Raw genomic sequence first — 18191 nt, forward strand, 5'->3', positions numbered from 1 at the left:
ACCAATTAGGTTTAGCGCATTACGCTGCTATGGAGGCTTTTGTAAGATGGCATTATTAAAACCCTATAGAATTTTGATTAATAGCTAATTTTTAATCCTGCCTAATTTTATATTTATGGCAGGATTAATTTTTTATAATCTTAATTCTTTCTTTTTAAAACTTTAACGCTAAACGCGATTCTAAAAATAAGACCACTTTTATCCATTTTAAATACTACTTTCATAGAAGTGGAAAGCCCTTAAAACTTTAGTTAAACAACAAAGAAATCACAAGTGTTTTCATAAAAATTACTAATTCTTCACATATTGATTTCATCTAAAAAATCATTGCTTTTCAAAATACTTAATAAGAAATATCTCTAAATCAATTTTAATAATCCTTATTTAATATTTAATTAATAACATAAGCAATTGCTAATACTATTTTTGAAACATATTTTCACATAAATCTTCTAATTAAAATTCAAACATGTTTCATTTACGTTATTTTTTATATTTATTATTACTTACTACCACAACGCTTGTTGCCCAAGAATCAATTAACATACATTCTCACAATGATTACAATCAAAACTTACCGTTTTGGAAAGCTTACCATTGCAGATTAAATTCAATAGAAGTAGATGTGTTTTTTAAAAATAACGTATTGTATGTAACTCATGATGAGGCTGATATAGAAGAAGCCAAAACATTAGAAACAATGTATTTAAAACCATTAAGTAAAGTGGTTTTAACACATATGGATAATGAACAAAATATACAATTATTAATAGACTTAAAATCTGAAGCATATACAACACTTAGTGCTATTGTAAAAACATTAAAAAACTATCCTGAACTCACTAACAACCCTCAACTTTCATTTGTAATTTCTGGATTTAGACCTACTATAAAAGATTACAATAATTATCCTGAATATATTTTATTTGATTATCAACGCTTAGAAACTATTCCTGCTGAAAGTATTAATAAAGTTTCTTTAATAAGTTTAAGTTTTAGCAAGTTTTCTTCATGGGATGGATTAAAACCAATACCCAAAAAAGATCTAAAAAAAATTGAATCAATAGTTAAAAAAGCACATGCACTTAATAAACCGTTTCGTTTTTGGGGTGCACCAGACACTCCTTTAGCTTGGAAAACTTTTCACGATTTGGGGATTGATTTTATTAACACAGATCATCCCTTAGAATGCTCTCAATACTTTAAAAAGCTCACCCATACTTCAAATGATATTAATATTGCTTTTATATCAGATATTCATTTTCAAGATTTATATGGAAGTTTCTCTGATACAAATTACAAAGGAATATTTAATGATAAAACAAAAAAGTTTACCCTTTTGCGTACCATGGATGCCCAATTGCATTCCACACGTATTTTTAATGAAAATTATTTTGCTCTTTTTGCCGCTTTAAATGATGTTGTAGAAAAAGACATAAAATATGTAGCTTTACCTGGTGATTATACTGATGATGGACAAGCCTTACACCTGAGAGGATTAAAAGAAATTTTACAAACATACAGCAACACTTATGGCATACAATTTTTTATTACTACAGGTAATCACGACCCCGTAGGACCACTTGCTCAAGAATCTGGAAAATCAGATTTTTTAGGTACTCATGGACAGGCTCAAGGCATATATAGTCATTCAAACATAAATATTGCAAAAAATAAAGATTTTCCAAATATTATTTCTAAAGACCTAAGAAAACTGGGGTATAAAGGTATTTTTAATCACCTAGAACCTTTTGGTTTTTTCCCTCAAGAAAACTATTTATATTGGGCTACACCTTTTTCTAATTACACTCCAGAAAGTTATACATATCAAAAAGGTTTGGCAAATGCACCTCTTGAAAAAAGAATGTATGATATACTTCCTAAATATACCATACCAGATGCTAGTTATGTTGTAGAACCTCTACCTAATTTATGGTTATTGGCTATTGATGGGAATGTGTACTTACCCAAAGACACAATAAATAGCAAACCATCAAATCCAAAAAATTATAACAGTGCAAGTATTGGTTACAATAATGTAATTGAACATAAAACTCACTTAATTAATTGGGTGAAAACAATTTCAAATCAGGCTAAAAAATTAGGAAAAACATTAATTGCTTTTAGCCATTACCCAATGATAGATTTTAATGATGATGCATCTTATGCCTTAAAAAATTTCTTTGAAGGTAATAAATGGCAATTAGAACGTGTTCCTAATGAAAAAGTAGCTCAATTATTTTCAGAAGCGGGTATAAAAGTTCATGTGGCAGGACATATGCATATAAATGATACTGGTTTTAGAACTTTTGAGAATGGAAAATCATTAGTTAATATTCAAACACCTTCAATCGCTGCCTATATTCCTGCTTACAAAATTTTAAAAATAAAACCCAACAACACTATAGAGGTAAATACCATTCCTATAAAGAAAGTACCTAATTTTAACAGTTTATTTCCTCTATATGAAAAGGAATATGAATACTTAAAGACACATAAAAAGCCTTTATGGAATCATGATATTTTAAAAACCAATTCGTATTATAATTTTACTATATTTCATTTAAAAGAACTTGTTCGTATGCGGTTTTTAAAGGATGATTGGATTCCTGAGTTTAAAGATTTTATGTTAAATATTACGGGTGAAGAATTACTACTACTACCCTATTTAAGTTCTAATATAGATTTTAAAACTCTGATAGAACAAAAAGGTTTTTATACAAATGAATGGGAAATGGCTAAAGCAAAAGCAGAATCTGATTTAAAAGAAGTCGGTTTGTCTTTAACAGATTTTAAACACTGGAATGGCTTTGATATGATTTTTGATTTTTACAGAGTTAGAAATGCCGATGTTTTAGCCATTGAAGACATAGGGCAGCATCAAGTTGAAATTTACAAGTGGCTTTTTAAAAATTACAACACTAAAATAGACCGTGCAAAAATAGATATGAACAAAAAAAAACTACTTGAGTTTTATAATATATTCTCAATGTTTTTAAATGGAGCTCCTGCTAATAATTTTATCATAGATAAAACAAATACATTAAAAAACATTGATTAGAATATATTTTACTTTTTAGTAACTGGGTTCATTCTTACATAAGTACCGTTTTTAAACGAAATATAATAATCACTTTTAAAAAGTTTACTTGGTAAATAATAATCGGTTGTAATAATTTGGGCACCAGATTTTTTGGCAGCTTCAAAACGTGAATGATCATTATTTCTTGCTTCTTTAGTATTTGCATCGGCACGAGTTCTTATTATATACCCTTTTTTAACTAAACTTGAAATATTTTCATCATTAGGGTTATTTAAAATCATGGTAGCTGCTTCTGGTTTTCCTTCTTTAGCATTAACAAACAACACTCGCTCTTTTAATGAAGGGTGATTTGTTACATAGCGTTCTTGCTTTTCTCCGTGTGCATCTAATATAAATAAAAACTTGCCTTTTGCCTCTTCAAGTGTTGGCCAGTTATTATTTAAAACGGCCTCTTCTAAGCTAGTGTATTCACCTCTTACATCATCTGGTGTAATTATATGTTCCTCTCCTAAATGTTTAATAATTGTGGCATCTAATCTATCAAAAACTTCAGAAGTAAATGGTTCTGCCGATGAACCAAATAAATTTACTGAATCATCTTTAGGTTCTATCGTAATAAAAACAGGTTCGTGGGTAGGGTTGTTTTCAGACCATTTTTTTAAGTCATCTAAACATTCTGATAATAGATAATATTCACTTCTAAAATCAATATCCATTACATGAAACATTTTAAAGCCAGTTTTTTTCATTTTCCCTTCTGAATCAAATTCGGATTGCTCTTTCACCAAATCCATTCCCTTAGGATACGCAAAACGGCCTCCTTTTTCATCTGCATAAACATCTAGCTCAAGATTTCTTAATCCCATACTTAACTGTTCCAAAATTGGAATATGTTCATACTGTAAACCGTAAACTCTCTTCGTACTATCTTTTTCTACCAAATACTCAAAAAGTTTGGGGGCAATTGCCTTCTTGTAGCTATTGTGTGAACCAATAACCTGAATTTGATTTATTCGCAATGTATCGTCTTGTTGGGCACTCATATAAATACTTATAAAAGGCACTAAACATAAAAGCTTATAATATTTCATAACAGATTGTTTAATAAAAAGTAAAAATATTCTCTAAATATTAAATAGATGTTATGAAATCAAAAAGAAAACACAATTATTATGCTTTATGTAAAATATAAAAAACACTGATAAACAGTAATTTAAATCGATTTTTAAATACCAACAATTTAATACTCTTTTAACTTTTAGATAAAATACCGCAGACAAACATTTTATTATTTAGCCAAAATTAAATAACCCTACATTATAAAAAATCTCTCTATTAATCTTTTAAATTTTAAAACCCTATGAAATAAAAAAACACAATCATTACAAATAAAAAAACCGCAGTTGCTACGAACAACTACGGTCTAGTAATTAAGCATTGAAATAACCAATAACTTAAAGATGTACAATAAAATTAATTTTTTTATACTAAAAAACATAGCTTTTTTAGTACTATTTATATTTATATGTAATACAGCACATTCGCACAGTATTACCAAAACAGAAATTATAAATTATACCCAACAAAAAACAATACGTGGTATAATTGTAGACGAATCTGGAGTTCCTTTACCTGGAGCTACCATTGTTTTAAAAGGAACAACCAATGGTGTTTCTACAAACTTTGATGGAGAATTTTCTATAGAAGCTGAATTAGGTGAAACACTTAAAATTTCTTTTTTAGGATATGAAACCAAAGAAGTTCTTATTGATTCTGATTACATATCTATTACCTTAAAAACTAATAATTCTTTACTTGATGAAGTTTTAATTGTTGGTTATGGTAAGCAAAGCAAAAAAGATCTTACAGGAGCCGTTAGCCAACTCTCTGAAAATAACTTTAAAAAAGGAGTTAACGTATCTCCAGACAATTTACTACAAGGTAAAGTAGCTGGTGTACGCATTGTACAATCTAGTGGTGAGCCTGGTGCAGGAGTAGATGTTTCTATACGTGGTATAGGATCTATAAGAAGTGGTAGCACTCCTTTATTTGTTGTAGATGGAATTCCTTTAAGTAATTCAAATGTAAGTTCTGCTAGCCCTAACTTTGGTCTTGGTAACTCTAGTGCAAAAAACCCCTTAAATTTTCTTAACACAAGTGATATTGAGTCTATTACCGTTTTAAAAGATGCTTCTGCAGCAGCTATATACGGTGCAAGAGGCTCTAACGGTGTTGTAATTATTACAACAAAACAAGGAAAAACAGGAGATGCTTCTATAACCATGGATTCTTACCTAAGTATAGCCAACGTTATTAAAAAAATGGATGTATTATCTGCTAGTGAATATCGTGATGCTATTACAGATGATAATTATGATCACGGTGGTAACACAGATTGGCAAAATGAAATATTTAGAGAAGCAATTACACAAAATCATAATTTTTCTTTTGCTAAAAAAACAGATAGCGGAAACTACTATGCTTCACTATCGTTTATGGATCAAGAAGGTATTGTAGAATCTAGTGGATTTAAAAGAACAACAGCGCGTTTAAATGCAGAAGAATCTTTCTTAGATAATAAGCGATTAAATGTAAAAATAAACTTAACAGCTAGTCAAATTGATGAAACTGGAGTACCAAATGGTGCCAATGCTGGTTCAGATGGACAGTTAATTGTACATGCCTTAATGGCTAATCCTACACAGCCTGTATTTACTGAAGATGGAGATTATACAAACTTTAATTTGAACCAAAATTATAACCCAATGTATTTGTTACATGTTTATGATGACCAAACAAAAACACTAAGGGTTTTAGGAAATATTGAGACAACTTTTAGAATAATAGACGGATTAGATTATAAGTTTAACTATGGTATAGACCGCTCGGTTTCCGAAAGAAATTCTACCATTTACCCTAACTTTACAGATAGAACCCCTGACGGTGCTTATTCACAAAGCAATTTAGAATCGCAAAGCTCTTTAATGGAGCATTATTTAACCTATCGTTTTGGTATAGATAAAAATAATTTTGAGGTTCTAGGTGGATTTTCATATCAAAAATTCGACTTCTCAGGAACTTCTTTCTCGCTTACAGGCATAGATGAAATGGGTACTGGAGTAGCTCCAAAATATGACCCTGGTTATTCTGGTGAGCAATCTGGTGTTAGTGGTTATGCTCAAGAAAATGAGTTACAATCTTACTTTGGTAGATTAAACTATAATTTTGACAATAAATATTTGCTTACAGCTTCATTAAGAGCAGATGGTTCAACCCGATTTGGAGAAAATAATAAATATGGGTATTTCCCTTCTTTTGCATTAGGTTGGAATTTAGACCAAGAGGATTTTATTAGTAACATTGAAACTATTAACCAATTAAAATTCAGACTTAGTTGGGGCCAAACAGGAAATCAAGAAGTACAAAATAAAATAACCCAAGCAAGTTATTCTCAATCTGCTTCTGGAGGATATTATCTTTATGATGATTACAACCTAATAAATGGTATTGTTGTTAACAGAACGGCAAATCCAGATTTAAAATGGGAGGTAGTTACTCAACTTAATATTGGAACCGACTTTAGCTTATGGAATAATAAACTTTATGGTTCTATTGATTATTACAACAAAACAACCACCGATGCCATTTTAAATATTCCTTCAGAGCCATTAAGTCCAACCTCTACAGTTTGGAAAAACATTGATGGAGAAATAGTTAACAAAGGCTTTGAGTTTACTTTAGGAACACAATTAGTAAGTACAGATGATTTCTCATGGACTTTAGATGTAAATGGTGCTACTTTAAACAATAAGATTAAAAATTTACCAGTATCAGAATTATATTCTGGTAGCGTTGCAGGTCCTGGATTATCTGGTGTTGCTGCCAACATTTACAAAAGTGGTTACGAAGCTGGATCTTTCTTTATGCTAAAACATTTAGGTTTTGATGAAAACGGAAATGACATTTTTGAAGATTTTAACGATGATGATGTTATAAATAGTGATGACAGACAAATTTTTGAAGGTGCATTACCTAACTTTACTTTTGGTATAAACTCTAGCATTTCTTATAAGAACTGGGATTTTAGTCTTGCTTTTATTGGGCAAACTGGTGGTCTACTGGTTAATAACACTAACCTAGCACTAAATATTAATAACATAGCATCAGACAGAAACGTATTATCAGATTACTATTATGCTGGCGCTAGTTCTACAAACACCCCTCAGTTATCCACACTTTACATGGAAAAATCAGACTTTATTCGTTTAAACAATGCACGAATAGGCTATACACTTAAAACAGAAAACCTTAATATAAGCTGGTTAAAAGGTTTAAATCTTTATGTTAGTGGGCAAAACTTATTTACAATAACTAATTACTCAGGATTTGACCCACTTGTTAATAGCCCGCGTTCTACTGATGGTAATCAATCTATTGGTATAGATTATACAACATATCCATCTTCTAGATCTTATATGATTGGTGCAACTTTAAAATTATAATTTATGAAAATCTCAAATATATTAACAAAATTAACTTTCGCTTTTATTATTAGCACTGTACTTTTTAATTGTACAGACTTACAAGAAGAAGTGATTGACGAGGTCATTGGAGGAGAAAGTTCAAATCCAGAAAGTGCCATGGCTGCTGCTTATGGCCAATTAGCTAATGGTACTTTTACAGACCATGGTAATGTTTTTGGTTTACAAGAATATCCAACAGACGAATGCATGCTACCCACCAGAGGTAGTGATTGGGGTGACGGTGGTAAATGGAGAGCTTTAACCGAATTTACTTGGGGTACCAATAACGCTGCGGTTGCTTCTACTTGGAATGCTTTAACTAGCGGTATCACAAAAACCTTAACTGCTATAGAATCTTTACAAGAAAATCCTGATTATGTAAACTATGATCTATTTATGGCTGAAGCTAGAGGTTTATTAGCATTATATGTTTACAATACGCTAGACCTTTTTAACCAAGCTCCTTACAGAGATTTATTTTCAGAAGATAAATCTTTAGTTATTCTTCAAGCTAATACTGAGATTGATAATTTAATTACTGAAGTTGAAACTATCATTCCAGATCTTGCTAATCTTGGAGAACAACAAACCTATAATGGCAGGTTTACAAAACAAGCTGCATATGCTTTATTAGCAGATATGTATTTAAACAGAGCTGTATTAAAAGACCGTTACAACGCTAGTTCAAACTTCAATTTTACTGAAGCAGCTGTTGATAATGACGGTAACGATATGGATAAAGTAATTTATTACACTTCTTTATTGATAAATGATAACTTTAGTCTTGAAAGCAATTACTTTGACAATTTCAGCATTAATAACACTGGTGGATCAGAAATTATTTTTGCAGTAGCTCAAGAAAATGACAACATAAGACGAAGCGATAATGATTTTGCCTATATGTCTACTGGTAGGGCTCAAAAACAAACACCAGATAATAGAGGCACAAATGCATCTTGTGTAGAGCCTGAGTTTTATTATACTTGGGATGGTAACCATGACGACCCTAGATTCCATAGACATTATCAATACTCTGATGGTACTTGGTTCATGAATGATGGTACTACAGGAAGTGTTCCTGCTGAAGATACAAGAACAGATACAGGCAAGTACATCTTTCACTTTAACAGAGGGTTACAAGTTGGTCAACAATACGGTCCTACTCTTGATGGAGAAGGCGGATTCAATATGACTACAGATGGCAAAATTGCTATTAGTATGTTATACATGGAAAAAAACGCAACCGTTCCTATGGACTATACACCTGAATTAAATTTTGATAATCCATTAGAAGCTGTATTCACACAAGATCAAATAAATAGAGGTGTTCGTAATTTTAAATGGGAATTCGACCCTAACTATGGAAACGGAACTAGTGCAGTTGACATTCCTTTATATCGTTTAGGTGGTATATATTGCATGCGAGCTGAAGCTTATTTTCGTAACAATGAAACAGCACTTGCTCTAGCCGATATTAACACGCTTAGAACAAGTAGAACTCGTGAAGCGTTATTTGATAATGCCCCTGGCATTGCAATTACATCATTAGACGAAGAAACATTATACAATGAAATTGGTTTTGAAATGTATTGGGAAATGTACCGAAGAAAACAGATGATTCGTTTTGGAACTTATGACGAAGCCTATACAGCTAAAGCTGCAACAGAGCCTTATTTAAGAGTCTATGCAATTCCTCAAGCAACAATAGATGTTACCGAGGAAATCACCCAAAATACAGGATATATCACACAATAGTTTGAGTTTAGTTTAGTTTTTAAAACCGATGCTTAATTAGTTTAGCATCGGTTTTTTTTACTTTAATAATATTATCTATTGTAATCGTTTCGTCGGGATGACAGGCAGACCACCTAACCTCATAAAAGACTATATATCAAATGTTTGCAAATAATAAAAACAAACTGTTATCCGATTTGTTAACGATACTATAAATGAACTTAAAGTAAATCACTTTACTTACTGGTTTTATAAAGATAAATATTATTTAGAACCAAAGCAAGGTAAATAACTATTGAATTTATTAAAGTACTTTTCGCATTATAAAACATATAAAATTCAACTCAGTTCTTGTTACCTCTAGGCTTTATCTTTTAATTCAACAAAGTTAATAGGTAATACGAAGTGATGATATTATTCTTTTTCTCTTCCAAGTTAAGCCCAAGTGATAGGTAAATCACCCCCGCTCTTATTAGTTTCATTAAATTAATTGTCTTTATTTTAAATAGAATGACCTACAATCTTAAAAAGTATTTAAAATTCAGTACAAAAACAGTAAAAAGTGATGCCAAAGCAGTGCAGCATTTTGTTTTACAGTTAAAAGCACCTTTGGTATTTCAAACAAAGCTTTTAGCAGTCTTTTATTTTTTGTAATAAATGATTAACAATAAAAAATTGTTGGGTATGATTTAGTGGACAATAATATTCGTTTGTTAAAAGAAGGACATATAGACTTTTTAATTAATCAAACCCCTAAAAAGCAAACTTTAATAGGTTTAAGTGCATTGGCTGAACATATACTATTTGATAAAGAAATTCCTAAAAGAACCTTACTTCCTATTGATATTATTAACTCTGAAAATTTTAAGCATTATTTAGATTAGGCATTATTTGTAATGACCAATATTATTATTCTTGTAATTCAAATACCCCAAATGAAGAAGCTATATGAAAGTTAGGTATTTCTGTCTTTGGGTTTACCCAAGTTATCCATATAGGTTTATACATACCCCCTTTTTGTCTTTTATACTTTGCTCTATATACACCTACTTCTATTCTATTATTTTTAATTAAGTTAAATGCTTTAAGGGAATCTATACTAAGATATCCTTCAACCGTAAAAAACTTTTTTTCTATGCAAGAGTTAATTAAAATATCCTTCTGGGGCCAATTCCAATTAAAATCAAATTGCCTATTTGGAAGCGCCTTAAAATCCATTATTCTAGGTGTGGGATCAATCTCTAAACAGTAATACGGATTTAATGATTCATTTTTTCTAAAAAAAAGTTCAACTCGATCAGAATTATTAATACTATCATTAGTATCTATAGATGAATGAATATGGATTTTTGGGTCATATACTTTAAAGTGAAAATATAATCTTTTATTGTCCCAAAGTGCCCTAAATTCAGTATTTATTAGTTTTTCTTCTTCCCATGGTGAACAAAAATCCGTTATAACATTTGCTTGTTTCCATAACAAATTATCTATTTTACTATTTGTATTGATTTGTTCCTCTAAAATTTTATTTACTCTGTATATTTTACTCATTTTATATTTTTCCAGAAAAATGAAACAGTATTATTAAATTATCTTGTAAGGATAAAAAACATCATAAGACATATCCTGTAAGTCCTCAAAACTATCAATATCATTCTTATAACTTACTGACCTTAAATTCTCTAGGCAACCCATTTATACAATCTAAGGTAATTATAGTTTCGTCTAATGAATTTGTATTAACATTTTTTATAAAATCTCTTGGTAAAACGCTCCATTTACCTCTAAGGGTTATTTTAAGTTCTACCTCTTGACTATAATTTTTAAACTTACCCTTCTTATATTCTGGGAAATTTAAGTCAGGTTGAACAGCACTAATAGTTAACGAATTATTCCCACTATGATTTATCATTACAAATGCTGGTTTAGATACTTCTTTTAAGTACCCTTTACTTAACATTTGTTCATTTTCAAAAATCACATAGGCAGTTGTATGTATTGATTTATCGGTTATAATATGTGCAATGCTATCTGCTCGGACTATATCGAAATCATCTTCCTCTGTTATTCTGTTTGAAAATCTCTCCTGTTCATTTTTATTTAAAAATGGATAAATCACATATTGGTAAGAAGCATCTTTTGGAGCAAATCCATGATCTATCCATGCTGTAGCATAATTTCCTTTAGTTTCCTTGGCTCCTTTACCTTTAGGATTCATTTTACCTGTATTTATTGAATATTTGTTATGATATGAATGCTGTGTCTCTTTTTTAACAATAACAGAATTATTTGACAATATATGATATCCATTACCATAAGGATCAATTATCCATTTTTGGGAATCAGATTTTAATTCTATTTTATAAGGAAATTTCTTTATAGTTTCGGTTGAATTATAAACAGGTGTTTTCTCATGGTTTAAAAATGACTGAAATAGATTAGTTTGTGTTTTATTTTTTTTATCAACACTTGATATATTAGTACCAATACAAATTAATTTATCTCCAAATGAAAACACTGATTTTTTAGCATATAACCTACCTGGAAAACCAACCCTATTTTCTCCACCGTCAGCATTATTCCCTTTACTCTCGTTTAAAATCATTCCAAAAACGCCATTATCATCAAGAGTTGTTCCTCCTACAAAACTTTCATTAGAACGAAACATAATTAACGGCATTTTAGATTCGAGCTCTTTTAAGGGTAAATTAATAACTGTAGCACCAGGGTATCTATTCCAATCCCAACCTTCTTGACTAAAACCACTACCTTTTTCTCCTTTTTCATTTAATAACTGAATGGTACCATTGGCTGGATATCGACCATAACGATTTTCATCTACATAAATTTCAGATGCCCAAATATATTTACTATAACCTTTTATTAGAGCTGCCCATTTTTTTCTTCTATGAACCGCTGTAGCTGCATACGGAAAAGTAAAATACCCTGATAAATTCTCTTTTTGAATGCCATTCACTTCCGAAAAAATAGAAGTGTTCAATATATCTTCTTTTCCCCATAATCTGAGATAGGCAGCTGCTACTTCTTTATCTATTTTAGAGGTTCCTTCTGGATTTCCTGAATAGGCCATTAGTAAAAATGATTTTTTTAAAGATTGTATTCCATTATTTTCTAAAGGGTGTCTTCCTGCATTACCAAACCCCCAATTATATAACTGACTGTAAATACGACTCTTCAAAAAAGCATTTTTAAAATTAGCATGTCCTTCTGTACTAATCCTAAACCTAGTACCCGATAATATTCTTATTACTTTAGGAACTGTTTTAAAAGCTCCAATGCCATAAGCTGGGTAATGTCCGTTATGATGCCATGCTGTTCCATCTACTTTAAAACCCCACTCTTCTTTTTGTTGTGCTAAAACTATCGATATGTATCTTGAATAAGCTCTCAGTAAAGCTGCTTGCTTTTCTTGATTTTGCAGTAAAAATATAAGCATTAAGTGGTAATACGATTGAGTATTCAAATAATCAATATTTACATGAAAATTTTGTTCATCATCTAAAACCATACCTAAATTATATAGCCAATGTAAACTAGCTCCAACCTCATTAAGCAAATTATTCTCATATAAAAAATACCTCATAACATAAAAAGCTTCGGTGATCTCGTTTACGTTATAGCCAATATGATGTCTAGTCCCTCCGCTTGAACCTGCTTGCCAACCTTGGTCTAAAAAATACTCTGTACCAAGTAGAAACATATTTTCTATTTCTTTCTTTTCTGAAGTATTAGCCCTATCATAAAAATTAGCTAACTTCTTTAAGACCTGTCCCAAATCTTTAACATCATTAAAAACTCTTTCACCTTGTTGTTTTTTATTAAAATATTCTTGTTCTTCTTTAAATGTTAAAGGCGGTCCAACAACATTTCCTCCTTCTTTTTTAACACCTAACTTGTTAAACATTTCTCTTAATGTATTGATATAAACTTTATATTTCTTGTCTATTGCTAAATCTTGATCAATAAGCTGTTCAAATTTTTTTAAGTCCATTCTAATAGCCTTAGAAATAGGGCTTGCCTTTAAATTTTTAATCCTTTCATAATTTGAAATTAAAGGCATCCAATGATCCTTTTTTAAATCTTGGTTAGATTTAATAAACGGAACTAGTTCATCTGGATATTGATGTCTGTCATCTTGATATTGTGAAAAAATAATATCATCAAAATATAAAGCTCCACTGTTAGTATTAGAACTAATTTTAAAATAATCGTAATTAATTTGAGCTCCTTTTTTAGGTGCATTTCCCTGCATTTCGTAAAATGGCACCCAAACTCTACGCCATCCCTTAAAAGATAATTTAATATTAAACCAAACTTCCTTTACTTTATTTTTCTCAAAAGAGATTGTTATTTCTCCATCTTGTGGAGCTTCATTGTAGATAGAAAAAGCCAACGTTGGGCTTGCAGGAAAGTGATTTCCATAAGCTAACGGACTTTCTTGATGCGACAAAATTTTAAAGTGAGCTGTTCCTAAATAATTACTTGGTTCAGTCCATTTCCAATATAGCGAAGACTCACCATATCGTCTATATTTATTACTTATTATTAACTCACTATTTTTTGTTTCATAGAAATTTAATGTTTTATTAGATTCAAAAGATTCTACTGCTGGTTTATTTGTATGAGAAAACCCAAACATTGTAATAATAAAAAACAAAGATATACCCAATTGATTTTTTAATATTGTCAAAGCTGTTAAAATCATTATTTTTTGTTTTAGTATATTATTTTCTTTGATTATTTAAATTTAAATAACGGTTTAACCATGGATCTTTTTTAAGCTTTAGTTCTTTCAACAATTGCTTATGTAAAACCTCCTCTACAGGAAGTTGATTTCCTGCAAGGTTATTTAGTTGTAAAGAATCTTCAACATTATCAAATAATATTTTACGTTCAATATTATTTTCATCAAGTGTAATTACATAAGTATAAGTATGGGTTCTTATACCTCTATGACCAGAAGCTGGTTGCCCATCTTCTATAAAATAATATAATACTGAAGTAGGTCGTTTGCCTTTATTTTTAAGTATCACAGAAGACAGGTCTTCTCCATCTAAATTTTTAGGTATACCCTCTGTTGCTCCTAACATATTAAGAATGGTAGGCATAACATCTGTAGGAGCAATAAGTAAATCATCTTTTTGTCCTCCCTTAATTTTTTCAGGCCACCTAATTATAAAAGGTATATTAATAGATTCCTCATACCAAATATTCTTGGACATTAGACCATGACTTCCCATCATTTCACCATGATCTGAGGTAAGTACCACTATGGTATTCCTATCTAAACCTTCTTGTTTTAAAACATTTAGCACGCGTCCTATTTGATCATCAACTCCTGTAACCATGGCAAAATAATTGCGAACATGTTTTTTAGCTAATTGAGATTTATTACGTGTTGTTCCTTTATGAAAAGCCAAGTCTTTTGACGTTGTTTTCAAATCTACATTTTCTCTCACCAATAGGTCTTCTAGAGCTTTTTCTTTATACGTTTCTAGGTATTGTTCTGGAACCTGATTATATGGAGGATGTGGAGGGTTTATAGACCAAAAAAGAGCAAAGGGTTTATTTTTACTTCGAGTGCTATCTGAAGGATTTCTGAGATAATTTATTATGATATCAGCTTCATGTTTTGGAGACCACTCATGCACATGAGTAATTTCATTTTCTTTAGCGTTATTTATCCAATAACTGGGTGAGTTATGTTTATCTTCTGCTCCATAAGAGTACCAAAAATTAAAACCGTGTCTGTATTCCTTTGGAGTATAGGCATTCCAAATTACAGAATCTTTAGCTTCTATTGGTGCAGGGGATGTTAGGTGTAATTTACCTACATACCCAGCATCATATCCATTTTTTACTAATATATCGGAAAAACTAATATTGCTTTTCTTCCAAGAATTATTGTACTTATACCTATTTGAGTTACAATTACTTAAAACAGAATTATTATATGGTAATAACCCCGTCATAAGCATACCACGATATGGGCTACATAAAGGGAAACTACTTATAGCATTGGTTATTAAAATACCTTCTTTTGCTAGTTTATCTATATTTGGAGTTTTCACAGGGTCTTGGTTGTTAATCCCTACAGATGCATTTCTTAATTGATCAGGAAAAATAAACAACAAATTAGGCTTAACCTCTTCCTTGTATTTATTGACTTGCTGTTTTGAATAATTTTTGCAATTTGTAAAACAAAGGAAAGTTAGAAAACATATTATTACGTACTTCATAAATATAAAAATTATAGCCTATGATTGAAATTAATTTTGTAACATTTTAATTGACAAACATTAAACTCAGATTGATTTATTTTATTGATTTTTATATAGATTTTTTAAACGACTTAATGCTTCTATATAATAATAATCAGCATAGATTAAAGCTACATCTATTTCATGTCCTAATGATTTAGCCCCAGTAGAATGAAGCAAGAATGAATCTGCTTTACCAACAGCAGAGTACTTATCTGACCCCAAAGATTTAATCATTTTTAAAGCTGCCTGATAGTAACGTTCTTGATCAACTTTATTTTTCACAAAAGTACTTAAGTCTAATAATGCTGAGGCTACAATAGCCGCTGCTGAGGCGTCTTTTTCTTCTTTGGGATTATTTTGAACATCAAAATCCCAAGCGGGCACCATATCTTCTGGCAACAACGATAGATATTTGTCGGTTATTTTTTGTGCAAAATCTAAAAATTTTTTATCACGTGTTTCTCTATACACCATAGTATAGCCGTAAATACCCCAAGCTTGTCCTCTAGACCAACGACTATTATCTGCATAACCTTGTTTTGTATGCTTATTTAAAACCTTACCTGTTATTGTATCATACTCTAAAACATGCCAAGAGGTATAATCTGGTCTAAAATGGTTTTTCATTGTTGTTTCTGCATGTGTAACCGCTATATTATATAGTGATTTATCTCCTCCATTTTTTGCAGCCCAAAACAACAATTCTAAATTGAGCATATTATCTATAATTGTAATATGTTGTTGCCAACGCGGATGCATTTTATTAGACCATGATTTTATAGTTCCTACATTAGGGTTAAATCTACTGGCCAGCGAATTTGCAGATGTTATGAGTATATCTTTATACTCTTTTTTTCCGCCTATTTCATAACCATTTCCGTAAGCGGGAAACATCATAAACCCAATATCATGATGTTCAGTTATAGTCTTAAAATCTTCGAAAACCTCAGTACGTTTAATAGCTTCACGTTTCCATTTTTCTTCTTTTGTTATATTATACATATACCATAAAATACCTGGGTAAAAACCTGATGTCCATACTAATCTATCATTAGGCACTTCTTTCCATTCTATAGAGTCTGTTTCTATCAAACGAGGATGTTTGCTAAGATCTGTTAATTTAGGAACTGAAATTTCTAATTGAGACTTACAATCATTAATATATTTATTCAAATTAAAGGCTTCTAAACTTCTGTTAGAAGTTACAATTTCCTTATTTGATTTCTCTTTACAACCAATAAAACATAAGATTATACATAAAAAAAGTATTTTAAATAATAACATTAATTCCTTTTTAAAATTCCAATAACCTTTGCTTATTAATCTCGATTTCATATTATTATATATTATTTTTTATCTGTTTTTTTATAAATCATTTATTGTTTAAAATCTAAACAAAGATTATTTTTTACGGATAATGTTTTAGGGGATTTTTGTTCTTTAAAGTAGCTAAAATTGACCAACACATACAAAACAATGAACTTTAAGCAAAAAAAGGTCTCAACTACTATTCTTAAAAATGCAATTGAAACCTAATTATTTTTTAGAGATTCTATTACTTAAACCTTTTTAGTTTAATACTATTTTTTTTGTAATAATTCCTCCATCCTGTTTTTCAAATTTTATCAGATATAAACCACGAGATAAATTACTAACATTAATTTTTTCTGTATAGTCTGTACTCAAAACAACTTTACCTGATATATCAATTAAACTAACATTTTTAATATCTATAGAATTAACTTCCGCACTTATATTAATAGTTTTTATTGCTGGATTAGGATATACACTAATTTCTGTGGCCGATATATTTTCATTATCTAAAGATAAAATTGGAGATGTTGAACCAGTAAATACGAGATCAGATAAATTAAAAGTACCATTTCTGTTAGTTGCACTATCAAATACTCCTCCTGTTGGTCCGTTAATACTAGATTGCCTTCTTATGGCTATAGCAAATTGAGTACCACAAGTAACCCCAGACAAATCTACCATTTGTGTTGTCCACACGCCATCTGCTCCCATATCAGCAGAGTCTCCTACTGGTGTTGTTGATATAGGTGTCCAAGTTACGGTAGTAGGATCTGTTCCTTTTACAAAATCTGTAGCATATAGTACTGAAGTATCGGTATCTAAATTTGCTCCTCCATCTTCACGATAAGTTGTACGAGTTGAAAATGTAAAAAACTTAGATCCAGCATCATAATCACTCAAATCTATAGGATTAACAACTATCCATACATCTGTATCAAAATTAGCAGAACCATCGTTTGCTTGTATTTTTAACGAACGATTATCTACAGTATCACCTGCAGGATAGTTGTTACTAGGTCTTGTATAGCCTAATTGGCCTGCGGCCAAACCATCATCAGGGATACTAGAATTACCACTTGGACTTACACCTGCAGAAGTAACAGTAATTATATAGCCTGAGGCACCTGAAGCATCTAGATATCTCATATCTTCGTAAAATATTAAATCCTCACCTGGTAATCCTGTGGTGTTTGTTATTTGAGCATTTGTAAACAGGCATGATACAAATGTTGTAATAAAGAAAAGATTTTGTGTAATGTTTTTCATGACAAATACGTTTTAGTTACTAAATAT

The 18191-nt window shown here is 30.5% G+C and carries 10 protein-coding genes; 4 read left to right on the plus strand and 6 right to left on the minus strand.

Going from position 1 to position 18191, the window contains the following annotated elements:
• The first annotated feature begins 469 nt into the window (after positions 1 to 469).
• Positions 470 to 3061: a metallophosphoesterase gene (locus J1D01_RS16475; protein WP_421151622.1), complete on the plus strand. Its 2592-nt coding sequence runs from the start codon at positions 470 to 472 to the stop codon at positions 3059 to 3061.
• A gap of 8 nt (positions 3062 to 3069) precedes the next feature.
• Here the strand turns inward: J1D01_RS16475 and J1D01_RS16480 are convergent, their stop codons facing one another.
• Positions 3070 to 4134, minus strand: coding sequence for a phosphatidylinositol-specific phospholipase C1-like protein (locus J1D01_RS16480; protein WP_421151623.1), 1065 nt, complete (start codon positions 4132 to 4134; stop codon positions 3070 to 3072).
• A gap of 369 nt (positions 4135 to 4503) precedes the next feature.
• On the opposite strand from J1D01_RS16480, the gene J1D01_RS16485 reads away from it, so the two are divergent.
• The 3 genes from J1D01_RS16485 (at position 4504) to J1D01_RS16495 (ending at position 10184) form a co-directional block, all read left to right on the plus strand.
• Positions 4504 to 7545 carry a SusC/RagA family TonB-linked outer membrane protein gene (locus tag J1D01_RS16485; protein ID WP_421151624.1) on the plus strand — a complete coding sequence of 1014 codons (3042 nt, stop codon included), beginning with the start codon at positions 4504 to 4506 and terminating at the stop codon, positions 7543 to 7545.
• 3 nt (positions 7546 to 7548) lie between these two features.
• A complete protein-coding gene (locus J1D01_RS16490) occupies positions 7549 to 9321 on the plus strand; it encodes a RagB/SusD family nutrient uptake outer membrane protein (protein ID WP_421151625.1) in 1773 nt (590 codons plus the stop codon).
• Between the two features lie 671 nt (positions 9322 to 9992).
• Positions 9993 to 10184 carry a hypothetical protein gene (locus J1D01_RS16495; protein ID WP_421151626.1) on the plus strand — a complete coding sequence of 64 codons (192 nt, stop codon included), beginning with the start codon at positions 9993 to 9995 and terminating at the stop codon, positions 10182 to 10184.
• A gap of 25 nt (positions 10185 to 10209) precedes the next feature.
• Here the strand turns inward: J1D01_RS16495 and J1D01_RS16500 are convergent, their stop codons facing one another.
• From J1D01_RS16500 to J1D01_RS16520, 5 genes are all read right to left on the minus strand, one after another.
• A complete protein-coding gene (locus J1D01_RS16500; RefSeq protein WP_421151627.1) occupies positions 10210 to 10851 on the minus strand; it encodes a sugar-binding protein in 642 nt (213 codons plus the stop codon).
• A gap of 106 nt (positions 10852 to 10957) precedes the next feature.
• A complete protein-coding gene (locus J1D01_RS16505; RefSeq protein WP_421151628.1) occupies positions 10958 to 14026 on the minus strand; it encodes a chondroitinase family polysaccharide lyase in 3069 nt (1022 codons plus the stop codon).
• Between the two features lie 19 nt (positions 14027 to 14045).
• On the minus strand, positions 14046 to 15560 hold the full coding sequence (locus J1D01_RS16510; RefSeq protein WP_421151629.1) for a sulfatase: 1515 nt from the start codon (positions 15558 to 15560) through the stop codon (positions 14046 to 14048).
• Between the two features lie 81 nt (positions 15561 to 15641).
• Positions 15642 to 16919, minus strand: coding sequence for a glucuronyl hydrolase (locus J1D01_RS16515; RefSeq protein WP_421151630.1), 1278 nt, complete (start codon positions 16917 to 16919; stop codon positions 15642 to 15644).
• A gap of 234 nt (positions 16920 to 17153) precedes the next feature.
• Positions 17154 to 18164 carry a T9SS type A sorting domain-containing protein gene (locus J1D01_RS16520; protein WP_421151631.1) on the minus strand — a complete coding sequence of 337 codons (1011 nt, stop codon included), beginning with the start codon at positions 18162 to 18164 and terminating at the stop codon, positions 17154 to 17156.
• Between the last annotated feature and the right edge of the window lie 27 nt (positions 18165 to 18191).

Origin of the sequence: Seonamhaeicola sp. NFXS20, assembly GCF_049132085.1 — a bacterium.
Classification (GTDB): Bacteria; Bacteroidota; Bacteroidia; order Flavobacteriales; family Flavobacteriaceae; genus Seonamhaeicola.